This is a genomic window from Thiomonas sp. FB-6 (assembly GCF_000377645.1).
Lineage (GTDB): Bacteria > Pseudomonadota > Gammaproteobacteria > Burkholderiales > Burkholderiaceae_C > Thiomonas_A.
This window is the reverse complement of sequence record NZ_KB898496.1, coordinates 1-22,652: the sequence shown is the minus strand read 5'-3', so window position 1 is coordinate 22,652 and position 22,652 is coordinate 1. Positions and strand designations below refer to the sequence as shown.

Genomic DNA, 22,652 nt, shown 5'->3' with positions numbered 1-22,652 from the left:
TTCGACGAAGGGTGTGCCCGGCATTGTAGGCAGCGCCTGTCCGCGCCATGAAAACCGCGCCCGCACGCCTGCAATTGCAGGCCTCCATCGGAACCCACCGCGGCGACCGCGAATACCAGCAGGATCGCGTGGAGGTGCTGGCGCACCCGCGCCAGCGCGGCGTGCTGCTGGCGGTGGTCGCCGACGGCATGGGCGGGCGCAGCGGCGGACGCATGGCCGCCGACCAGGTGATGATCACCGCCACCCAGCTGTTCGAGCGCTACATCCCCGGCACCGACGATCCCCAGGAACTGCTGAGGACCATCCTGCAGGAAGCCCACACGATGATCCGCCTGACGGCGATCTCGGCCGAGCAGGAGCCCCATTCGACCGCGGCCTGCGTGCTGCTGCACCCGGACGGCGCCTGCTGCTGGGCCCATATCGGGGATACGCGCATCCACCTGTTCCGCCAGGGGCAGTTGGAACGCCGCACCCGCGACCACTCCTACGTGCAGGACCTGGTCGACAGCGGGGAATTGACCGAGGCCATGGCGCGCAACCACCCGATGAGCAACGTGCTGACCGCCAGCCTGGGCACCGCCGAGGACCCGCCTCTGTGCCTCGACGCGCTGCAACTGCAGGGGGGCGATGCGCTGCTGCTGTGCACCGACGGGGTCTGGCACTACTTCGGCGACCACGAACTGGGCGCCACGGTGGACACGCTGGAGCCGCGCGAGGCCTGCGAAACCCTGATCGGCAAGGCCCGGCTGCGCGCGGGCGGGCGCGGCGACAACCTGTCGCTGGCCGTGATCCGGCTGATCGCGCAGGCGCCGCCGCCGCCGCCTCCGCGCCCGCCGCGCCTGGAATTCCCCCCGCTGGACCCGCCGGCCGCGGACAAGCCGGGCAAGCCCGGCCGGCGCTGAGCGCCGCCGCCCCGCCTCGGCGCGTTGGCTCAGCGCGGGAACTGCAAGGGGCCGGAAGCCGGCGGAACCGGCAGCGCCGGCGCCGGGCTGCCCTGCTGGGCGCCGGCGCGTTCGCGCAAGCTCTGATACGACTGTTCGCGCTGCAGGCTCTCGCGGCGCGCCTGCCGGGCCTGCGAAGCGCTCTGCAGCGGCTGGGGCGGCGTGCTCGCGCGGCCGGGTTGCACCGGGCGCGCAGCCGGCCGCGCCTTGGCGGGAGCGGGTGCGGACGCCTGTGCTCGGCGCGCCTGCTCGCGCTGGCTGGCGGCGCGCCGTGCCTGGTCCTGGGCGTGCGCGGCCAGGTTCGCACGCACGCGCTCGCGCTCCTGCTCGGCCCGCTGTTCGCGGTCCAGCAGGTCCAGTCGGCGCTGGCGCTCGGCCAGCACGCCGTCGAGTCGCCGGTGGCGCCCGGCGGCCTCGTCCAGGCAGGCGAACACCTGGAAGCGCTGCATGCAGTGCGCACGCTCGGCGGCGTAGTCGCGCGCCAGGCGCTGGCGCTCGGCCTCGAGCCGGCTGCGCTCGGCCTGCCGCGCCTGGAACCCGGCCTGCACCTGCGAGGCCGTCAGGGCCGGGGCCGGCGCATCGCCGGCGCGCGCCGGCCCCGCCAGCAGGAGCAGGCAGGGCAGGCAGGCACGCGCGACGGCGCGAACAAGAGCATTCATCAGGTCAGTGCGGTGTTCACCTCGCGCCGCTGCCGCTCCAGGTACGCCGGAGTCTGCATCTCCAGCAGGCGCGAGACGGTACGCTCGAATTCGTAGGCCAGAGTCCCCGCAGCATACAGCGAGGCCGGCTCGACCTCGGCCGACATCACCAGCTTCACGCCACGGTCGTACAGCACGTCCACCAGCAAGGTGAAGCGCCGCGCCGCGGTGGCCATCTCCGGGCTCATGCGCGGCACCCCGCTGAGCAGCAGGGTGTGGAAACGCGCGCTCAGCTCCAGGTAGTCGTTCTGCGAGCGCGGGGTGTTGCACAGGGTCTGGAAATCGAACCAGGCCACGCCTCCGGAGCGGCGCAGCGCGGGCAGCGTACGCTGCTCGACCACCAGCACCGGGTTCTCGTCGCCGCCCTCGGCCAGGCGTTCGTAGCTGGCGCGCATGGCCGCGTCTGCCGCCTCGCCCAGCGGATGGTGGTAGACGGTCATGCCGCGCAGGGCCTGCTGCCGGTAGTCGATGCCCGCGTCCACGCGCACGATGTCCAGATGCGCCTTCAGGCGCTCGATGGCCGGCAGGATGCGGTCGCGGTGCAGGCCGTCGGGGTAGAGGTCGTCGGGGTGGAAATTGCTGGTGGTCATCAGCACCACGCCGTCCTCGAACAGGCTTTGCAGCAAGCGGTCGAGGATCATCGCGTCGGTCACGTCGCTGATGTGGAACTCGTCGAAACAGATCAGGCGGAAGCGCCGCGCGATGCGCCGCGACAGTTCCTGCAGGGGATTGGCGGTGCCCTGCAGGCCGGCCAGTTCGCGCTGCACCTCGCGCATGAACTCGTGGAAATGCAGCCGCGTCTTGCGCACCACCGGGACGGTGGCGTAGAAGGCGTCCATGAGGAAGCTCTTGCCGCGCCCGACCCCGCCCCACAGGTACACGCCGCGGGGCAGCTCGGGGTGCACGAGCATGCGCCGCACCGCGCTGGAGCGGCGCGACTTGTAGGCGGTCCACTCGTCGTAGGCGAGCTGCAGGCGCTCCATCGCGGCGCGCTGCGCCGCGTCGGCCACGAAGCCGCGCTCGCCCAGGTACGCCAGGGCGTGGTCGGTGACGTTCATCGCAAGGGGCGGGCCGCGCCGGGCCGCGCGCCGGGGCGGCGCGCGGCGGCCGGCGCCAGGCTCAGAAGTTCAGCGCCCGCGAGTCGGTGGCCAGCGCGGCTTCCTTCATCGCCTCCGACAGCGTCGGGTGGGCATGGCAGATGCGCGCGATGTCCTCGGCACTAGCCTTGAATTCCATGGCCACCGCCGCCTCGGCGATCAGCTCGGAGGCCAGCGGGCCGATCACGTGCACCCCCAGGATCTCGTCGGTGCTGGCGTCGGCGAGCATTTTCACGAAACCCGTGGTGTCGCCCAGGGCCCGCGCGCGCCCGTTGGCCATGAAGGGGAAGCTGCCGGCCTTGTAGGCGCGCCCGGCCGCCTTCAGCGCCTGTTCGGTCTGGCCCACCCAGGCGATCTCGGGGCTGGTGTAGATCACCCAGGGCACGGTATTGAAGTCCACGTGCGGCTTCTGCCCGGCCAGTCGCTCGGCCACGGCCACGCCCTCCTCCTCGGCCTTGTGCGCCAGCATCGGCCCGCGCACCACGTCGCCGACGGCCCAGATGCCGGGCACCTCGGTGCGGCAGTCGCCGTCGACCACGACGAATCCGCGCTCGTCGGTCTTCACCCCCACCTTGTCGAGCTGCAGGCCCTCGGTATGGGGCAGGCGTCCGATGGACACCATCAGCGCGTCCACCTCCAGGGTCTGCTCGGCGCCCTTGGCGTCGGCGTAGCGCAGCTTGACCGGGCCATTCTTGGCCGCGGGCTTGACCTCGGCGATCTTCACGCCGAGCTGGATGTCCAGGCCCTGGCGCGTGAACTGCTTCATGGCCTCCTTGGCCACCTGCGCGTCGGCCGCGCCGAGGAACTCGGGCAGGGCCTCCAGCACCGTGACCTTGGCGCCCAGGCGGCGCCACACCGAGCCCATCTCCAGCCCGATGACCCCGGCGCCGATGATGCCCATGCGCTCGGGCACTTTCTGCAGCGCCAGCGCGCCGGTGTTCGACAGCACGCGCTTCTCGTCGAACTCCACCCCCGGCAGCGCGCGCGGGCGCGAGCCGGTGGCCACGATCACGTGGCGCGCGCGCAGCCGGGCCTGCTCGGCCCCCGAGACCTCGATCTCGAAGCCGCCGTCGACCTGGGCGGCGAAGGCCGCGCGGCCGTGCAGGAACTTGACCTTGTTCTTCTTGAACAGGTAGAGGATGCCGTCGTTGTTCTGGCGCACCACCTGCTGCTTGCGCGCCAGCATGCGCGCCAGGTCGAGCTTGACCGAGCCCACCTCGATGCCGTGCTCGGCCATGCCGTGAGCGACGTGCTCGTAGTGCTCGGAGGACTGCAGCATCGCCTTGGACGGGATGCAGCCCACGTTGGTGCAGGTGCCCCCCGGCGCCGGGCCGCCGTCGTCGCGGCTCCAGTCGTCGATGCAGGCCACCGAAAGGCCCAGCTGGGCGGCGCGGATGGCGGCGATGTAGCCCCCGGGGCCGGCGCCGATGACGATCAGATCGTGGTCCATCGCGAGCCTCACAGGTTGAGCAGCAGGCGCGCGGGATCTTCCAGCGCCTCCTTCATGGCCACCAGGCCCAGCACCGCTTCGCGGCCGTCGATGATGCGGTGGTCGTAGCTCATCGCCAGGTAGTTGATCGGGCGGATCACGACCTGCCCGTTTTCCACCACCGGCCGGTCCTTGGTCGCGTGCACGCCCAGGATCGCCGCCTGCGGGGGGTTGATGATCGGGGTCGACAGCATCGAGCCGAACACACCGCCGTTGCTGATGGAGAAGGTGCCGCCGGTGAGGTCCTCGATGGCCAGCTTGCCGTCGCGCGCCTTCGCGCCGAACTCGGCGATCTGGCGTTCGATGTCGGCGAAGCTGAGCTGGTCCACGTTGCGCAGGATGGGCACCACCAGGCCGCGCGGGCTGCCCACCGCGATGCCGATGTCGAAGTAGCCGTGGTAGATGATGTCGTTGCCGTCGACCGAGGCGTTGAGGACCGGGTACTTGCGCAGCGCATGCACCGCGGCCTTGACGAAAAAGCTCATGAAGCCGAGCTTGACCCCGTGTTCCTTCTCGAATCGGTCCTTGTGCGCGTTGCGCAGGTCCATGACCGGCTTCATGTTCACCTCGTTGAAGGTGGTCAGGATCGCGTTCTCGGACTGCGACTGCAACAGGCGCTGCGCGATGCGCGCGCGCAGGCGGCTCATCGGCACGCGCTGCTCGGGGCGCTCGTCGTAGGCCGACAGGTCCACGCGGGCCTCCACCTGGGGCAGCGCCTGCGGGGTGTTGAAGGGCGCGCCGGCCGCCGCGGCCGCGGCCGCGGGTGCCGCGGCCCTGGCGGCGGCCACGGCCAGTGCGTCGCCCTTGGTCACGCGGCCGCCACGGCCGCTGCCCGCCACCGAGCCGGGGTCGATGCCCTGCTCGCCCAGGATCTTGGCCGCCGCCGGCATGGCCACGCCGGACGCCGCGCCGGCAGCCGGCGCGGCGGCGGCGGGCGCCGCGGCAGGCGCCGAGGCCGCTGCCGCGGCCGGGGCCGGAGCGGCTGCGGGAGCCGCGGCGCCGGGTTTCGCGGCGGTGTCGATGGTGGCGATGACTTCGTCGGCGACCACGGTGGCACCGTCGCCCTTGACGATGCCGGCCAGCACGCCGGCGGCCGGCGCCGGGACTTCGAGCACGACCTTGTCGGTCTCGATCTCGATCAGGATCTCGTCCTGCGCCACGGCTTCGCCGGGCTTTTTCTTCCACTGCAGCAACGTGGCTTCGGCCACGGATTCGGAAAGCTGGGGAACCTTGACATCAATCTGTGCCATGGTGGAGTCTCGCGATGGGTAGGTGTTGTTGGGTGTGACGAGCGGGGCGGCAGGGCCGGCGTGCGGCGGGGGTCGCGCGCGCATGCCGGGGCCGGATCGGACGGGTCCCGGCACGCGCGCTCACGCCCGCGCGCCGCGTGCGGTGCCTCACTTGGTGAGCACGAAGCCCTTGAGCTTGCCGAAGGCGGCGGCGATCAGTTCCTTCTGCTGCTCCGCGTGCTTGGCGTAGTAGCCCACCGCGGTGGAGGCCGAGGCCGGGCGTCCGGCGTAGCCCAGGCGCTGGCCTTCCTGCAGGTTCTCGTGCACGTGGTGCTGGATGAAGAACCACGAGCCCTGGTTCTGCGGCTCGTCCTGGCACCACACGACATCGCGCAGGTTGGGGTAGCGGCGCAGTTCGGCCGCGAAGGCCTTGTGCGGGAAGGGATAGAGCTGCTCCAGGCGCACGATGGCCACGTCGTGCAGCTCGCGCTGGCGGCGCTCGGCGAGCAGGTCGTAGTACACGCGCCCGCTGCAGGCCACCACGCGCTTGACCTTGGCGTCGTCGAGCTCGTCGCGCTCGGCCAGCACCGTGTGGAAGTGGCTGTTGGCCAGCTCGGTGAGGTCCGAACGGGCCTCCGGATGGCGCAGCAGCGACTTCGGGGTCATGATCACCAGCGGCTTGCGGAACTGGCGGATCATCTGCCGACGCAGCAGGTGGAAGATCTGCGCCGGATTCGTGGGCTGGCACACCTGCATGTTGGTCTCGGCGCACAGCTGCAGATAGCGCTCCAGACGCGCCGAGGAGTGCTCGGGACCCTGGCCTTCGTAGCCATGCGGCAGCATCAGGGTCAGGCCGGAGGCGCGGCCCCACTTGACCTCGCCGGCCGAGATGAACTGGTCGATCAGCACCTGCGCGCCATTGGCGAAGTCGCCGAACTGCGCTTCCCAGATCACCAGGGTGTTGGGATCGGCGGTGGAGTAGCCGTACTCGAATCCCAGCACCGCCTCCTCCGACAGGATGGAGTCGATGACCACGAAGGGAGCCTGGTCCTCCGAGACGTTCTGCAGCGGCACGTAGGTGCCGGCGTCCCAGCGCTCGCGCTTCTGGTCGTGCAGCACCGCGTGGCGGTGGCTGAAGGTGCCGCGCCCGCAGTCCTCGCCCGACAGGCGCACCGGGTAGCCGTTGGCCACCAGCGAGGCGAAGGCCAGGTGCTCGCCCATGCCCCAGTCCAGGCTGAGCTCGCCGCGCCCCATGCGCGCGCGGTCGGCCACCACCTTCTCCACCAGCGAGTGCAGCTTCATGTCCGCCGGAATGGTGGTGATGCGCTCGGCCAGGCGCTTGAGCTCGGTCATCGGCAGCGAGGTGTCGGCGCTGTCGGTCCACTTGCGGTTGAGGAAGTTGCTCCAGTCGACCGCGAACTTGCTCTTGTAGTTCGACAGCACGGGCTCGAGCGCGCGCTCGCCGTCCTCCATGGCCTGGCGGAAACCCTGCACCATGGCGTCGCCGTCGGCGTCGCTGATCACGCCCTGGCTGGCCAGGCGGTCGGCGTAGAGCTTGCGCGTGCCCGGGTGGGCGGCGATCTTCTTGTACATCAGCGGCTGGGTCACCGCCGGCGTGTCCTGCTCGTTGTGGCCCAGCTTGCGGAAACAAACGATGTCGACCACCACGTCGTGGCCGAACTCGGCGCGGTAGTCCACGGCCAGCTCGCAGCACAGCGCCACGGCTTCGGGGTCGTCGCCGTTGACGTGCAGCACCGGCGCCTCGATCATCTTCACCACGTCCGTGCAGTACAGCGTGGAGCGCGTGTCGCGCGGATCGGAGGTGGTGAAGCCGATCTGGTTGTTGATGACGATGTGCAGCGTGCCGCCGGTGGAGTAGCCGCGGGTCTGCGCCAGCGCCAGGGTTTCCATGATCACGCCCTGGCCGGCGAAGGAGGCGTCGCCGTGCACCAGCACCGGCAGCACCTGCTCGCCGCGCTTGTCGCCGCGGCGCTCCTGGCGCGCGCGCACCGAGCCCTCGACCACCGGGTTGACGATCTCCAGGTGCGAGGGGTTGAAGGCCAGAGACAGGTGGATCGGGCCCGACGGAGTGGACACGTCGCTGGAAAAGCCCTGGTGGTACTTCACGTCGCCCGAGGGCAGGTCGGAGGCGTGCTTGCCCTCGAATTCGTCGAACAGGTCCTTGGGACGCTTGCCCAGGGTGTTCACCAGCACGTTCAGGCGGCCGCGATGGGCCATGCCGATGATCACTTCCTGCGCGCCGCGTTCGGCGCCGCGCTGGATGACCTCGTCCATGCCGACGATGAAGCTCTCGCCGCCTTCCAGCGAAAAGCGCTTCTGGCCCACGTAGCGCGTGGCCAGGTAGCGCTCGAGGCCCTCGGCGGCGGTCAGCTTGTCCAGGATGTCGCGCTTCTTCTCGGCGCTCATGCTGGGGCGCGTGCGGATGCTCTCCAGGCGCTGCTGCCACCAGCGCTTCTGGCCCTGGTCGCTGAGGTACATGAACTCGGCGCCGATGGAGCCGCAGTAGGTTTCGTGCAGGTTGTTGATGAGCTCGCGCAGCGTCATCGTCTCCTGGCCGAAATAGGTGTTGCTGACGTTGAAGCTGGTTTCCAGGTCGGCGTCGCTGAAACCGTAGAAGGAAGGCTCCAGGTCGGGAATCTGGGGGCGCTCGGCGCGCTTGAGGGGATCGAGGTCCGCCCAGCGCACGCCGACGTTGCGGTAGGCGGCGATCAGTTGCTGCGCGGCAACGCGCTTGCGCGAAAGCTCGACGTCGGCGCCCAGCTGGATCGCACGCGCCGGCCCGCTGCGGGCGCGCTGCGCGAAGGCCGACACCACCGGGGCGTGCGGAATGTCGCGGGAATTGCTGCCGTCCACCGCCGGCACGTGCTGCAGCGCGTCGAAATAGTCGCGCCAGTGATCGGGCACGGCTCCCGGGTTGGACAGGTAGGTTTCGTACAGCTCCTCGACATAGGGAGCGTTGCCGCCGAACAGATAGGAGTTCGCGCGTTGCTGCTGGATGGTCATGGTGAGCTCACTGGGACGCCGGGTCTGCCGGCAGGGAGTGGGTGAAACACCATGCGAGCGCGCGGGTACCCCGCGCAGTCGCACAGCGGTCCGATGACACTGAACCGGATCACACTTTAGCAGCGCTTTTGACGCGACGCAAAAAGCTGCATCATGGCGGCGCCGCATGAAAACAAATAAAAATGGGCCGAAATCTCTTTCGGCCCATCATTATTTGGCGATTCAGCAGAAACTACCGAACCTCCACAGCATGGCTGTGTTGCGAAAAGCGCCTCAGACCGCCAGCCCCTGGTTGCCCTTGACCCCGATCAGCCGCGGCTGGTTGGGCTTGAGCGGCTTGATGTTGGGGTTGTGCTTGAGGTATTCCTCGACCACTTCCCAGATCGGCGGGTTGCTCTTTTGCGCCGAGGCCTGCTGCACCGGCGCCCAGCCGGCCACCTTGTAGGTCTTGTTGGGGTCGATGGGCTTGCCGCCCAGGCGCATGTCCTGGATGCGGCTGCCCTGCTTCTGGCCGGGCTCGCAGGCATAGGTCAGCGCGCCCACGCGCACCATGTCACCGCCCTGCTGGTAATAGGGATCGGGGTTGAACAGGTTGTCGCAGACGTCCTCCATCACCGCCTTGACGGTGGCGCCGGTCATTTCGGTGAGGGTGCAATACGGATAGGTGATGGCCAGCTGGGTCATCAGCGCCTCGCGGGTGATGGGCTCGCCCGGCAGCAGGCTGCCGCCCCAGCGGAACCCCGGCGAGAAGGCCAGGTCGCCGCCGCGCACCGCCAGCATCGCGTCCAGCACCAGCTGGTCCCAGGTGCCGTTGAAGTTGCCGCGGCGGTACAGCACGCCCTCGGTGTGCGCCAGCACCTCGGTGAGCTTGCTCTCGTAGGGGGCGCGGACCTTCTTGATCAGCGCCTCCATGTCCGGGTCGGCGGGCAGCAGGTTGGAGAACACCGGCAGCAGGCGGTACTTGTAGCCCACCATCTTGCCCCCGCGCACGTCGAAATCCATCACCGCGAGGAACTTGCCGTGCGAACCCGCGTTGGTCACCAGGGTCATGCCGCCGGAGGGCCGGCGCACTTCCACGGCCACCGCCTCGCCGTCGTGGGTGTGGCCGCCGAAGATGCAGTCGATGCCCTCGACCATGCTCGCCATCTTGCGGTCCACGTCCATGCCGTTGTGCGACAGCACGACCACCAGTTGCGCCCCCTTGGCGCGCACTTCCTTGACCACCTTCTGCATGTGGTCCGTGTCGATGCCGAAGGTCCAGTCGGGTGTCAGGTAGGCCGGATTGGCGATGGGCGTGTAGGGGAAGGCCTGGCCGATCACGGCCACCTGCACCCCGTTCATCTGCTTCATCGTGTAGTACGGGAACACGGGATCGCCGAAGTCGGCGGTCTTCACGTTCTGCGCGACGAAATCGATGCGGCCCTTGAAGTCCTTGGACAGCACCTGCTTCACCCGCTCCTGGCCGTAGGTGAATTCCCAGTGCGCGGTCATCACGTCCACGCCGAGCTGCAGCTGCGCCTCGATCATGTCCTGGCCCTCGGTCCACAGCGACAGCGCCGTGCCCTGCCAGGTGTCGCCGCCATCCAGCAGCAGCGCGCCGGGGCGCGCGGCCTTGAGGCGCTTGACCAGCGTGGCCAGGTGCGCGTAGCCGCCCATCTTGCCGTACTGCTTGGCCGCGCGCTCGAAGTCCAGGTAGGTGAAGGCGTAGGACTCGCGCGAATCGGGCTTGAAGCCCACGCGCTTGAGGTAGTCCGCACCCACCAGGTGCGGCAGGTGTCCGCTCATCGAGCCCACGCCGATGTTCACGCTGGGCTCGCGGAAATGCAGCGGCTGCAGGTGCGCATGGCTGTCGGTCATGTGCAGGAAGTGCACGTTGCCGCTGGCCGGCGGGCTGTACAGCGCATCGACCTCGGCGGCGCTGGCCTCGCGCATCAGGGGGAAACCGCTGGCGCCGGCTGCGGCCAGCACGCTCAGGAATTCGCGGCGGGTAATGCTCATGATGACGGATCCTCGACGTAAAAATGCCCGCCGATGCAGCGTGGCGGGCAGCGCGGCACGACCGGGCCGCGCGGGGCGGCACCGGCTCTGAAAAATCCCTACTTGTTGACCGGAGAGTTCGGATCCATCAGCAGGGCCATCACGTCCTTCATCTGCTGCTCCGTCAGGATCTTGTGCGCTCCGAACGGCGGCATGTAGCTGCAGGAGTTGAAGGCCTCGGAGTTGTAGATGCGCGCCCAGGTGTACTTCAGGATGGCCGCGCTGTCGCCACGCAGCTTCGCGTAGTGATACAGCTCGGGCCCGATGTTGCCCTGCGACGGATCGTTGGCGATCATCTTGTGGCAGGCCAGGCAATTGCCGCCGTTGGGGCTGCCGGGCTTGTCGCTCCACTGCATGCCCTTGCCGTCCTCGGCGACCTTCAGGCCGGCCTTCCAGTCGCCCAGGTACTTGCCGTCGGCCGGGTAGACCACCCCGGCCTGCGCCTTGGACTCGATCTCCTTGGCCACCGCATCGGGCATCTTCTCCCCGAGGTAGGCGTACTTGGAGCATTCGTACTGCGACTGGGTCTGCTGCAGGCGCGAGACCTTGGCCTGGCCTTTGTCGGAGAAGTCCTTCGTGAGGATCTCGTGGAAGGACGCGGTGGCGAAGGGATTGCCGCCGGGGCCGGCGGCTTCCTGCTTGGCGCCGGCGCAGCCAGCCAGCACGGCGGCCCCCAGCGCAGCCGACACAATGAGTGCTAGTTTGTTCATGTCGTCTCCTGGCTCAGCGCTTGAAGGTCGGCGTGTGCAGCGTGGCTCCGTTGGAATTCACGCCCATGTACTCGATCAGGTCCATGACCGCGTTGGAGGTGAATTTCGGCGCCGGCCAGCGCTGCTGGCGCTCGCAGGCCAGCATGCGCCATTCCAGCGTGCGCGCCACGCCCTGCGAGTTCGGATACGCGGGCCACGTGGCGTAGGAGCCGGCCGCCTCGGCGTTGGTCAGGTTGGGCAGCGCGGAGATCTTGATGCGCTTGGCGCTCTCGGAGTGGCAGGCGGCGCAGGAGAAGCTGAAGGGGCCGGCGCGGTAGAAGAACAGCTTCTTGCCGTTCTCGTAGGCCAGGCGTTCCTGCGGCGTGCCCTGCGGGATCGCGATCTTCATGCCGTCGGACTCATGCGCGACGTACATCGCGATGTTCTCCAGCGGCGAGGCGTTGCCGCCTTCCTTGGCGAAATGGTCCTTGTCGGCCTGCATGGGCGTCAGGCCCTGCAGGGTCTCCATGCAGGTCACGAGCCGCGACTCCAGGTCCTGCACGCGGCCGGTGTCGGCGAAATACCGCGGCAGCTGGGCGTAGGCGCCCTTGACCACGCCCGGGCCCAGGCCCAGGTCGCACTGTTCCAGCGAGGCATGCTTCGGGCCCGCCTTCTCGGACCAGAGCTTCTTGCCGTCGTCGATGTTGAAATCGGCGGGGTTGCCGCCCATCTCGTTCATCATCTGCAGATAGGCATTGCCTTCCTGCGTGACCGAATCGGCCTGCGCCTGCGCGGCGTTGCCGGCCAGCAGCATCAGGACGGGCATCGTGATCCCGGCCAGCGCGGCCTTCTTCTTGCTGGATAGTCGCTGTTTCATGGTCTCCTCGCGAACGGTTCGTGCTGCATGGAACACAGGGGGCCCGCCAACATGGGCCCCCTGGTCGATCACGAGACCGTGGTGCTTCCGGTCTGCGTTTCGCCCTTGTTGTCCAGCCAGGTCACGGAGACGGTGTCTCCGGACTTGCCGCCCTTGAAGCTGAACTCCAGGAACGGGTTCTTCGACACGGCGATCCCCCAGTCGCAGTGCAGCACTTCGTTGTCGCCGTGCTTGCACACCACGGTCTGGATGAAGTGGGCGGGGATGGGCTTGCCGTCCGGGCCCTTGAGCAGGCCGGTGTCTTCGGGGTGGGTCATCAGCACGCGGACGACGACGGTGTCGCCGTCGAGGCTGGCGCGCATGCGCATCATGTTGGGCATTTCAAACTCCGATGAATGTTCGATGGAAATCGTGCAATCGCAAGGCGCGCGCGCTCAGCCGCCGCAGCCGCCCAGCGTGACCTTGATTTCCTTCTTGCTGTACAGCAGCTTGTCGCCCACCTTGGCGACGGCGTAGACGTCCGAGGTCTGGGCCATCTTGATGCGCGTGGCCACGCTGGGCACGGCGCCGTTCTTCAGGTGGAACGTCGCTGCCAGCGCGTTCGGGTTCTTCTCCACGACGATACCCAGCATGGTCACGCCGGCGGCGGTGGACTTGATGCCCACCGGCACCACCGCGCCGTTCTCGGCGATGTCCGGTCCGATGATCGACACCTCGGTGCTCGGGGTCGCGGTCGCGCCCATGGCCTTGGCCACCTCGTCGAGCGACTTCACCGAGAACTCCTGGGCGTTCCAGCCCGGGGCATCGGCGGCCTGCGCTACCGAGGGCACAAGGCCGGCCGTGGCGGCCAGGCCGGCGACGGTCGCACCAGCACCGAGCTGCATGACCTGACGACGAGACTGATTCATTTGCAAAAACTCCTCACTGAGACATTGAGTGATGTGCGCGCCCGCGAGTTCAGCAGCGCGAACCGATGCAACTACCGAACTACTGCTTTGCTCCATCCACCAGCCAGGCCGCGATCATCTTCGCATCGCCCTCGCTGATACTTTGGGGGGGCATCGGGATACTCCCCCACGTGCCGGAACCGCCCTTGATGATGCGCTGGGTCAATTCTGCCACTTCCGTCTGCTTGCCCGCATATTTCTTCGCCACCTCCGCATAGCCCGGGCCGACCACCTTGTTCGCCCCCATGGCGTGACAGGCGATGCAGCCATGCTCCTTGAGCAGGGACACGACCTTCGCGTTCGGGTCGGAAGCCGCGGCCTGCTTGGCCGCGGCGGCCTTCTCGAGCTCGGCCTTGCTGAGCGTCACCTGCCCGCGGATCGGGCCCCACTGGCGATACTGATCCTGCAGGTTGCCCCAGGTGTTCATCGCGTAGTCGGGGATCGAACTGGCCACGGCGGGCTTGGGAGCGCAGTTTTTCATGCACTCGGTCGCGTGAACATCCGGGATACCCCCGTTACCCAACACCTTACCCGAGGCCAGTACCGTCTTGCCCCCGGGCCACATGCCGTGGTTCCAGGTCACGCCGTTGCGGTTGGGCAGCTGATCCTGCACCTGCTGCACGTTGTCGCGGGTCAGCACGAAGTTGGCCGGAACGATGTTGGACAGGTTCAGCAGGTAGTCCACCAGCGAGTAGGTCTCGTCCCAGCTCAGGGTGTCCGGCGAGGTCCACGGCATGGCGCGGTGGATGTAGTCGAACAGGGTCGACAGGGTCGACAGGCGCTCCATCGAGGTTCCGATGCCCTCGGAGGGGTTGGCCAGCCTGGACACCCAGCCGGTCTTCATCTCTTCCTTCGTGGCCTGGAAGGCCCCCACCAGCGGCGGGAACACCGCGTTGGAGTCGGCGAAGTCGCCGTGGCAGGAAGCGCATTTGGCCTCCCACAGCTTGGTGCCTTCGGCCACCGTGCCCTTGCCCGCGGGCAGGCCCTTGAAATCCGGGCGCACGTCGATGTTCCAGGCATGGATCTCCGCCGGCGTGGCGGCGCGCCCCAACGACGCCCCGGGGTTGGCGGCCCAGGCGGCCGAGGCCACCGCGGCCAGCGCGGCCGCGACCGCTGCTTTACGAATGGGCGAGTTGAACATTGCGCACATCTCCAGTTGCTTCGACTTGCCAGGTTTGAATCGCGTTGTTGTGATAGACCGAGCGCGAACCGCGCACCTTGCGCAGCTGCTCGTAGGTCGGCTGCACGTAGCCGGTCTCGTCGACCGCGCGGCTTTGCAGGAAGGCGCCGCCGCCGTTCCACACCCAGGGGATGTTGAAGCGGGTCAGCGCCTTGTTCTGCACCGGCCCTTCCAGGCGCGCGGCATGCCAGTTCACGCCGCCGTCGAAGGACACGTCGACGCGCTTGATGCGCCCGCGGCCCGACCAGGCGACGCCGGTCACGTTGTACAGGCCCTTGTCCATCAGCACCTGCCCGCCCGAGGGCGAGGTGATCACCGACTTGCACTCCATCAGGGACGTGTACTGGCGGAACTTGCCGTCGGGCATGAGGTCCACGTAGCCCAGCACCTCGTCCTTGGCGGCGAAGGGCTCGGTGCCCAGCTTGATGCGCCGCAGGTACTTGATGTTCGACACGCCCTCGACCCCGGGCACGACCAGGCGCAGCGGGTAGCCGTTCTCCGGGCGCAGCATCTCGCCGTTCTGGCCGTAGGCCACCAGCACCTCGCCCGACAGCACGAGGGACATCGGGATGGTGCGGGTCTCGTGCGAACCGTCGGCGCCCTCGGCGAGCACGAAGCGCACGCCCTTCAGGTTGGCGCCGCAGTCCTCGAGCAGCTTGATCAGGGGCACCCCGGTCCATTCGCTGCACGACACCATGCCGTGGGTGTACTGCACGGTCGGCACGGCGACGTTGCCCCATTCCATCGCCGAGTTCGCGCCGCACTCGATGAAGTGGATGCGCGACACGGGCTGCATGCGCATGATGTCGCCGACGGTGTAGACCTTCGGGTTGCGCACCAGGCCCTCCTCGCCCATCACCATCAGGCGATGCTGCGAGGGGTCGATGTCGTACCAGCCCTGGTGCGAGCGGTTGAAGTGCAGGCCCGAGGGCGTGATGATGCCGAACATGCCCTGCAGCGGCGCGAAGGCCACGTTGGCCTGGTTCACCGCCGACAGCCCCGGGCTGATGCGCCGCACCAGGTTGGCCTCGTACTTCGAGGGCATCCCGTAGGGCGGCTCGTCCACCGGGCGGCCCAGCGTGGTACCCCACTCCGGCTTGTCCAGGATCAGTTTGGAGTCCTTGTCCGAGGCCTCGTCGGCGTAGGCCGTGGCCGCGCCGGAAGCCACCATCGCCGCGCTGGCGCCGGCGAAGGCCCGGCGCAGGAAATCGCGCCGCCCCGACTGCACCTGCTGGATCTGCTCGGCGCTCAGGAAGTTTTCCGGCGCGGGACGCAGCCGGCCTAGCTTGTTGCTGTAGTCACTCATCCTCGTACTCGCTGGTTGGCTGTAGGTACCTAGGTGCGCCGGGCCAGGCGCTCGGATTGCGAAACCGAATCCGGGTCGTCCAGTTCGATCGCGATCTGGGTGCACACGGTGCGGCACAGCTGAACCGCCTTCTCGCTTTGCACCCGGTAATGAATCTGATTGCCTACGCGCCGCTTGGCCACGATGCCCGCCTGGTACAGCACCTTCAGGTGCTGGGACACGTTGGGCTGCGTGGATTCCACGGATTCCATGATGTCCCCCACGCTTTTCTCGTGGGTGCAGATCGCGTTCAGGATGCGCAGCCGCAGCGGAGTGGCCAGCACGCCGAACAACTCGGCCGCGGAATCGAACACCCGTTCGGCGGCCTGCGCGTCGGAGTCGTCTCCGAGCAGCTGGGGGGAGTGGGCCGGGGTGGACATCAGTGTTTAATAGGATTTGCGTATAAGCAAGGACTTATGAATTGTAGGATAGAGGGCGCGTCCGTCCAGTGGCGTCGCATAGTGCTTTCCCTAGGGATGGTGGGAAAGAAGCGATCCAGCGCAAGAAAGCGTACAGGCCCGGCCTGGCGCAGCCGGGCCGCAAAGCACGGTTCAGGCCGGAGCCACGGGCCGGCAGGGCCCGCCGCCATCCCGCGGCGAAGCGGGCCCGGGCGGGCTCAGGGCTGCTCGGCCAGGGCCGCGCGGATCTGCTCCAGCGCCGCCGGGTCTTCCAGCGTGGTCAGGTCGCCCGGCGCGCGCTGCTCGCACAGCGCCTGGATGGAGCGCCGCAGCAGCTTGCCCGAGCGGGTCTTGGGCAGCATGGACACGAACAGCACCCGCGCCGGACGCGCCACCGCGCCCAGCTGCACCTGCACGGTCTGCATGATCTGCGCCGCCAGCTCGGCGCGCGCCTCGGCGCTGGCCGCGCGCGCCGCGTCGCGGGGCACGACGAAGGCCACGGCCTGCTGGCCCTTGAGCTCGTCGGCCGCGCCGACCACCGCCACTTCCGCCACGGCGGCGTGGCTGGAGATGCTTTCCTCGATCTCGCGCGTGCCCAGCCGGTGCCCGGCGACATTGATCACGTCGTCGGTGCGCCCGAGGATGGTGACGTAGCCCTGTTCGTCGGCCACGCCCCAGTCGAAGGTGGAGTACACCTGGCGCGTCGGGAAGGTGGACCAGTAGGTGTCGACGAAGCGCTTGTCGTCGCCCCACACCGTTTGCATGCACCCTGGCGGCAACGGCCATTCGAGGGCCAGCACGCCCTTGTTCCCCGGAGCCACCGGCTCGCCGCTGAGCTCGTCGAGAATGCCCACCTTGTAGCCGGGCATGGCCACGCCGGGCGAACCCGGCTTGGGAGCCAGGGCCTGCACCCCGGCGGGAATCCCCAGGATCGGCCAGCCCGTCTCGGTCTGCCAGTAGTTGTCCACCACCGGCTTGCCCAGCGCCTCGGCGATCCAGCTCGCGGTGGGCTCGTCCAGCGGTTCGCCGGCCAGGAACAGTCGTTCCAGCGCGGACAGGTCGCGCTCGCGCATGAACGCGGTGTCGAACTTTTTCAGCACCCGCACCGCGGTGGGCGAGGAGAACATGACCTGCGCCCGGTGCTTCTCGGCCAGGCGCCACAGGATGCCGGCGTCCGGGCGCACCGGCGTACCCTCGTACAGCACCGTGGTCATGCCGTGGATCAGCGGCCCGTACACGATGTAGCTGTGCCCCACCACCCAGCCGATGTCGCTGGTGCAGAAGTAGGTGCCCCCGGGGCTGCCGCAGAAGACGTCGCGCATCGACGTGGCCAGCGCCACCGCGTAGCCTCCGGTGTCGCGCTGCACGCCCTTGGGCCGCCCGGTGGTTCCCGAGGTGTAGAGGATGTAGCTCGGGTGGGTGGAATCCACCCAGGTGCAGGGCACCTCGGGCTCGCCCACCGCCGCGCGTTCGGCGGCGTAGTCGAGGTCGCGCCCGGGCCGCGCCGCGAAGGGCTGCAGCCCGCGGTCGATCATCAGCACCCGCTGCGGCTTGTGCGCGGCGCGCTCGATCGCCTCGTCGAGCAGCGGCTTGTAGGGCACCACGCGCCCCGCGCGCGAGCCGGCATCGCTGCTGATCACCAGCTTGGGCGTGGCGTCGTCGATGCGCGTGGCCAGGCTGAGCGCGGCGAAGCCGCCGAACACCACCGAGTGGATCGCGCCGATGCGCGCGCAGGCGAGCATCGCGAACACCGCCTCGGGAATCATGGGCATGTAGATCAGCACGCGGTCGCCCTGGACCACGCCGTGGCGCAGCAGGATCGCCGCCATGCGCTGCACCTCCCGGTGCAGCTCGGCATAGCTGTAGCTGCGGCTGCGTTCCACCTCGGTGGACTCCCACACCAGCGCGGGCTGCGCGCCGCGCGCGGCGAGGTGACGGTCCACCGCGTTGTGGCACAGGTTGGTCAGGCCGCCCGGGAACCACGCCGCGAAAGGCCTGCGGCTGTCGTCCAGCACCTGCCCGAAGGGGCGATGCCAATCGATCAGGCTCGCCTTCTCGGCCCAGAACTCCCGCGGCTGCTCGACCGAGCGCCGGTGATATTCGCTGTAGTCCGCCATCGCTGTCTCCTGGGGTCGGGATTCGCGTCGCGGCGGAGCAGCCGCCGCGCTCCCGCAATCCCCTGCGCCGGGTCTGCGCCCGGCCGCTTGCCGCACCGTAGAAGCCCCACCTGACAGGACCCTGACCAGCGGACGCCCGGCGGCCCCGGCCCTGCGGCGGACCCGCCTCAGACGCTTACCACGGCGCGCCCGCGGGACCGGCCTTCCATCAGCTCGTGCGCCGCGTCGAGCACCTGGTCCAGGCGCAGGTCCCGCGCCATCGCCTCGATCTGCGCGGCGTCGATCTCCTCCGCCAGCGCGGCCCAGGCGGCGCGGCGCGCGGGCGCCGGCTGCATCACGCTGTCGATGCCGGCCAGCGTGACGTTGCGCAGGATGAAGGGCGCGACCGAAGCCGGAAAGTCCATGCCCTGGGCGAGCCCGCAGGCCGCCACCACGCCGCCCCAGCGCATCTGCGCACAGGCGTTGGCCAGGATGTGGCTGCCGGCGGTGTCCACCACCGCGGCCCAGCGCTCCTTCTGCAAGGGCTTGCCGGGCTGTGCGTAGGCCGCGCGCTCCAGCACCTCGGCGGCGCCCAGCGAGCGCAGGTAGGCTTCCTGGGAGGCCTTGCCGGTGAGCGCCGCGACCTTCCAGCCGCGGCGCGCCAGCAAGGCCACCGCGACGCTGCCGACCCCGCCGGTAGCTCCGGTGACCAGCACCTCGCCGTCCGAGGGGCGCAGCCCGCGCGCGGCGATCGCCTGCACGCACAGCATCGCGGTGTAGCCGGCGGTCCCCAGGATCATGGCCTGGCGGGTGTCGAAGCGCGCCGGCAGCGGCACCAGCCAGTCGCCGCGCAGGCTCGCGCGCTCGGCCAGGCAGCCCCAATGCGTCTCGCCCACGCCCCAACCGTTGAGAATCCAGCGATCGCCGGGTTTCCAGGCCGCGTGGCGGCTTTCCAGCACGATGCCGGCACCGTCGATTCCAGGCACCATCGGCCACTTGCGCACCACCGGCGCGCGGTCGGTCAGCGCCAGCGCGTCCTTGTAGTTGAGGGTCGAGTGCGAGACCTGCACCAGCACGTCCGCCTCCGGCAGCCGCGACTCGTCGATCTCCTGCAGGCTCGCCTGGAAGCTTCCGCCGGGCCTGTCGAGCAACCACGCACGAAACATGGGGCCTCCTTCGTGGGAAATGCAGGCCCGAGCCTAGTGTTCTGTCCCGCTAATAACTGGCATTTCGTTCGCGTGCCTGCGGGAGCGATCGTCGGTTGCCCGCACAGGGTTCAGACTGGACGTCTGGACCCTGTGCGGGCGGCCGGCGAGGGCCCCGCAGGCGCCGAACCCTTCGGGCTGGGCCGTATCGGGGCCCATGCTGCGTTGCGGCCACGGGGCCAGGCGTAAAGCCTGGACCCGCGCCCGCGCCTTGCCTGGGCCCCGATACGGCCCAGCGAAATGACAGTGATTAGCGGGACAGGACACTAGCAAAAACGCCTCGCCGAGGCTCGTGCGGGGGGCTCGTCGCGACGGCGGCTCGGGCGGATACCCCTGTCCGGGCGGGCCTTCGCCGAGGGATGTTGACGTGCCTTCGTGGTGGCCGTTACATTCGCGTACTGGGAAAAACCCCCTGAAGACCCCCCGCATTCGCGTGGGTTCCCGGGCGGGGTCCCGATTCCGCAGCAAGCCCCATTCGCGCAGCAAGCCCCATTCGTCCCGCCGTCCCGCCCGCCCCCCTCATGCGCCGGTCCGCCTTCCGCCTCGACGCCACTCGCCCGTCCACGCTGCGCCACACGCTGGCGGGCATGGCCGTGCTGGCGGGCTGCTGCGTGCCGGCGGCCTGGGCCGCGCCGGCTCCCGGGGTCGCGGCCTCGGCCCCGGCCGCCGCCGAAGCCGCGTTGGACGACGCCCGACTGGCGGGCATCATCGCGCGCGCCCAGCAACAGCCGAACCCGCCGGCCGCCGCACTGCCCGAGCAGGAAGGGCCCGAAGGCGAGGTCCGGAGCTGGTGGCAGCAGCAGCACGTGGTGCACGAAGTCTCGTCGCGCACCTCGCAGCTGGTGCTCAACACCCTGAGCTTCCTCGGCGTGCGCTACAAGTATGGCGGCGACCACGCTTCGCGTGGCTTCGACTGCTCCGGCCTGGTGCGCCGGGTCTACCAGGAAACCCTGGGCCTGGTACTGCCCCACAACGCGGCCGAACAAAGCCGAGAAGGCCAGAAAGTGGCGGAAAACGAACTGCGCCCCGGCGACCTGGTGTTTTTCAACACCCTGCGCCGCGCCTTCTCGCACGTGGGCATCTACATCGGCAACGGCCAGTTCGTACACGCGCCCCGCCCGGGCGAGAAAGTGCAGATCGCCAACCTGGACAGCCCCTACTGGGCGCGGCGCTTCGATGGCGCCCGGCGCCTGATCAACCGCGCCACCGATCCGCTGCTGCCGTCGGCCCAGGCCGCCTCGCTGCGCGAGCAAGACGCCGCGCAGGGCAGGAAGCTGCCCTCCGTGAGCATGCCGGTGTCCAACGCGGTCCCTGACGGCGCCTCGCCGGCCACGGCCGCGCTGATGGCCGGCGCCGTGCTGCCCAAGCCGGTTTCCTCGGAACTCTCGCGCCCCTGAACCCGCGGCGCCGGCCGCAAGCGCCCGGCCGCCGCGCGTGGGGCCGCAGGGCAAGGTGCTGCCCCGCAAACCGACCCGAGCAGCCCCGGGGCGGGCAGCGCCCGCCCCCCGGCCATGGTTAACGTCGCGCCGGCGGCAGGTCGGTACAACTGCCCTCGGCCACCTCGGCGGCCATGCCGATGGATTCGCCCAGCGTGGGGTGCGGGTGGATGGTGCGGCCGATGTCCACCGCGTCCGCGCCCATCTCGATGGCCAGCGCGATCTCGCCGATCAGGTCGCCCGCATGGGTGCCGACGATGCCGCCGCCGACGATGCGGTGGGTCTGCGCGTCGAACAGCAGCTTGGTGAAACCTTCGTCGCGCCCGTTGGCGATGGCCCGCCCGGAGGCGGCCCACGGGAACAGCCCCTTGGTGACCGCGATGCCCTTGGCACGCGCCTCGTCCTCGCCCAGGCCCACCCAGGCGATTTCCGGATCGGTGTAGGCCACCGACGGAATCACCCGCGCGTCGAAGGCGCTGCGCGCCAGCGCGTCGTCGCCGCGCAACTCGCCGGCGCAGACTTCGGCGGCCACATGACCTTCGTGCACCGCCTTGTGGGCCAGCATCGGCTGCCCGACGATGTCGCCGATGGCGTGGATATGCGCCACGTTGCTGCGCATCTGCGCGTCCACGCGGATGAAGCCGCGTTCATCCACCGCCACGCCCGCGCGCTCGGCGCCGATGCGCTTGCCGTTGGGCGAACGTCCCACCGCCTGCAGCACCAGGTCGTAGCGCTGCGGCTGCGCCGGCGCGCCCTCGCCTTCGAAACGTACCCAGATGCCGTCGTCGCGCGCCTCGGCGCCCACGGTGCGGGTCTTGAGCATGACGCGGTCGAAGCGGGGCGCATTGAGTTTCTGCCAGACCTTCACCAGGTCGCGGTCGGCGCCGGGCATCAGCCCGTCGAGCATTTCCACTACGTCCAGGCGTGCGCCCAGCGTGGAATACACGGTACCCATTTCCAGGCCGATGATGCCGCCGCCGACGATCAGCATGTTGCGCGGCTCCACGCCCAGCGCCAGCGCGCCGGTGGAGTCCACCACCCGCGGATCCTCGGGCAGGAAAGGCAGATGCACGGCCTGGCTGCCGGCGGCGATGATGGCGCGGCTGAAGCGCACGCGCTGCGCGTCGCCCGCGGCCTCGCGTCCGCTGCCCTGGGTGAGCTGCACTTCCACGTGGAAAGGGTCGAGGAAGGAGGCGTTGCCGCGAACCACCGTGACCTTGCGCGCCTTGGCCATGCCGGCCAGGCCACCGGTGAGCTTGCCCACCACCTTGTCCTTGTGCGCCGCCAGCACCTTGCGGTCGACCTTGGGCGCGCCGAACTCGATGCCCACCGAGGCCAGGTGTGCCGCCTCGTCGACCACCGCGGCCACGTGCAGCAGCGCCTTGCTGGGAATGCAACCCACGTTCAGGCACACGCCGCCCAGCGTGGCGTAGCGCTCCACGAGCACCACTTTCAGCCCGAGATCGGCCGCGCGGAAGGCCGCCGAATAGCCTCCCGGCCCCGCGCCCAGCACCAGCACGTCGCATTCATGGTCCACCGGGCCGGAGTAGCTGCCGGCCGGAGCCGGTACGGCCGCGGCGACCGGCGCGGCCGCAGCCGGGGCCGCAGCAGGCTGCTGCGCCTGCGCCGCGGCAGGCCCGGCCGCCGGCGCCGCCGCCTCGGCCGGCGCGCTCGCGCCCTCCTCGGCCTCCAGCTCCAGCAGCGGCGTGCCCTCGTTCACCTTGTCCCCGAGCTTGACCAGCAGCGCCTTCACCACCCCGCCCGCGTTGCTCGGTATCTCCATGCTCGCCTTGTCGCTCTCCACCGTGATCAGCGACTGCTCCGCCTGGATCCTGTCCCCAGGCTTGACCAGCAGCTCGATCACCTCCACGTCCTTGAAGTCCCCGATGTCGGGAACCTTCACCTGCATCTGCGCCATTGCGTGTCTCCGTGTTCCTGGCTGTTCGTTCCGCGCCGCGCCTCAG

General features: G+C 69.4%; 18 protein-coding genes. 2 read left to right on the top strand and 16 right to left on the bottom strand.

The genetic code is table 11. The features are described from left to right. Nucleotides 1-47: 47 nt before the first annotated feature. Nucleotides 48-902, top strand: a complete 855-nt coding sequence (locus D466_RS0115295) for a PP2C family serine/threonine-protein phosphatase (protein ID WP_018914585.1) — start codon at nt 48-50, stop codon at nt 900-902. A gap of 29 nt (nt 903-931) precedes the next feature. Here the strand turns inward: D466_RS0115295 and D466_RS22930 are convergent, their stop codons facing one another. From D466_RS22930 to D466_RS0115215, 15 genes are all read right to left on the bottom strand, one after another. After that, nucleotides 932-1,600, bottom strand: a complete 669-nt coding sequence (locus tag D466_RS22930) for a hypothetical protein (protein WP_018914584.1) — start codon at nt 1,598-1,600, stop codon at nt 932-934. After that, nucleotides 1,600-2,697: a cell division protein ZapE gene (gene zapE / locus D466_RS0115280; RefSeq protein WP_018914583.1), complete on the bottom strand. Its 1,098-nt coding sequence runs from the start codon at nt 2,695-2,697 to the stop codon at nt 1,600-1,602. The genes D466_RS22930 and zapE overlap by 1 nt, the downstream gene beginning before the upstream one ends. Nucleotides 2,698-2,758: 61 nt before the next feature. Then, nucleotides 2,759-4,186 carry a dihydrolipoyl dehydrogenase gene (gene lpdA / locus D466_RS0115275; protein ID WP_018914582.1) on the bottom strand — a complete coding sequence of 476 codons (1,428 nt, stop codon included), beginning with the start codon at nt 4,184-4,186 and terminating at the stop codon, nt 2,759-2,761. An 8-nt stretch (nt 4,187-4,194) separates the two neighbouring features. Then, the gene (gene odhB / locus D466_RS0115270) at nt 4,195-5,475 is read right to left on the bottom strand and encodes a 2-oxoglutarate dehydrogenase complex dihydrolipoyllysine-residue succinyltransferase (protein ID WP_018914581.1); all 1,281 of its coding nucleotides are present in this window, start codon (nt 5,473-5,475) and stop codon (nt 4,195-4,197) included. 147 nt (nt 5,476-5,622) lie between these two features. After that, the gene (locus D466_RS0115265; protein ID WP_018914580.1) at nt 5,623-8,478 is read right to left on the bottom strand and encodes a 2-oxoglutarate dehydrogenase E1 component; all 2,856 of its coding nucleotides are present in this window, start codon (nt 8,476-8,478) and stop codon (nt 5,623-5,625) included. 273 nt (nt 8,479-8,751) lie between these two features. Next, nucleotides 8,752-10,476, bottom strand: a complete 1,725-nt coding sequence (gene soxB, locus D466_RS0115260; RefSeq protein ID WP_018914579.1) for a thiosulfohydrolase SoxB — start codon at nt 10,474-10,476, stop codon at nt 8,752-8,754. Between the two features lie 98 nt (nt 10,477-10,574). Further along, the gene (gene soxX / locus D466_RS0115255) at nt 10,575-11,225 is read right to left on the bottom strand and encodes a sulfur oxidation c-type cytochrome SoxX (RefSeq protein WP_018914578.1); all 651 of its coding nucleotides are present in this window, start codon (nt 11,223-11,225) and stop codon (nt 10,575-10,577) included. A 13-nt stretch (nt 11,226-11,238) separates the two neighbouring features. Further along, complete coding sequence (gene soxA / locus D466_RS0115250; protein WP_018914577.1) at nt 11,239-12,081, bottom strand: sulfur oxidation c-type cytochrome SoxA; 843 nt, start codon at nt 12,079-12,081, stop codon at nt 11,239-11,241. A 68-nt stretch (nt 12,082-12,149) separates the two neighbouring features. Then, nucleotides 12,150-12,461 carry a thiosulfate oxidation carrier complex protein SoxZ gene (soxZ, locus tag D466_RS0115245; RefSeq protein ID WP_018914576.1) on the bottom strand — a complete coding sequence of 104 codons (312 nt, stop codon included), beginning with the start codon at nt 12,459-12,461 and terminating at the stop codon, nt 12,150-12,152. A gap of 54 nt (nt 12,462-12,515) precedes the next feature. Continuing rightward, on the bottom strand, nt 12,516-12,989 hold the full coding sequence (soxY, locus tag D466_RS0115240; protein ID WP_026285334.1) for a thiosulfate oxidation carrier protein SoxY: 474 nt from the start codon (nt 12,987-12,989) through the stop codon (nt 12,516-12,518). Between the two features lie 79 nt (nt 12,990-13,068). Beyond that, complete coding sequence (locus D466_RS0115235; RefSeq protein ID WP_018914574.1) at nt 13,069-14,169, bottom strand: c-type cytochrome; 1,101 nt, start codon at nt 14,167-14,169, stop codon at nt 13,069-13,071. Then, entirely contained in the window at nt 14,147-15,514 is a 1,368-nt protein-coding gene (gene soxC, locus D466_RS0115230) for a sulfite dehydrogenase (RefSeq protein WP_018914573.1), read from the bottom strand. Before soxC ends, D466_RS0115235 begins: the two co-directional genes overlap by 23 nt. A gap of 29 nt (nt 15,515-15,543) precedes the next feature. Further along, nucleotides 15,544-15,933 (bottom strand): helix-turn-helix transcriptional regulator, encoded by a 390-nt coding sequence (locus tag D466_RS0115225; protein WP_018914572.1) that lies wholly within the window; start codon nt 15,931-15,933, stop codon nt 15,544-15,546. 236 nt (nt 15,934-16,169) lie between these two features. Continuing rightward, a complete protein-coding gene (locus tag D466_RS0115220) occupies nt 16,170-18,164 on the bottom strand; it encodes a propionate--CoA ligase (protein ID WP_255326085.1) in 1,995 nt (664 codons plus the stop codon). A 71-nt stretch (nt 18,165-18,235) separates the two neighbouring features. After that, a complete protein-coding gene (locus D466_RS0115215; RefSeq protein WP_018914570.1) occupies nt 18,236-19,213 on the bottom strand; it encodes an MDR family oxidoreductase in 978 nt (325 codons plus the stop codon). Nucleotides 19,214-19,773: 560 nt separating this feature from the next. Between D466_RS0115215 and D466_RS23465 the strand changes: the two genes are divergently transcribed. Further along, on the top strand, nt 19,774-20,649 hold the full coding sequence (locus D466_RS23465) for a C40 family peptidase (protein WP_018914569.1): 876 nt from the start codon (nt 19,774-19,776) through the stop codon (nt 20,647-20,649). A 118-nt stretch (nt 20,650-20,767) separates the two neighbouring features. On the opposite strand, the gene lpdA (D466_RS0115205) is transcribed toward D466_RS23465, so the two are convergent. Next, the gene (gene lpdA, locus D466_RS0115205) at nt 20,768-22,606 is read right to left on the bottom strand and encodes a dihydrolipoyl dehydrogenase (protein WP_018914568.1); all 1,839 of its coding nucleotides are present in this window, start codon (nt 22,604-22,606) and stop codon (nt 20,768-20,770) included. Nucleotides 22,607-22,652: the final 46 nt, after the last annotated feature.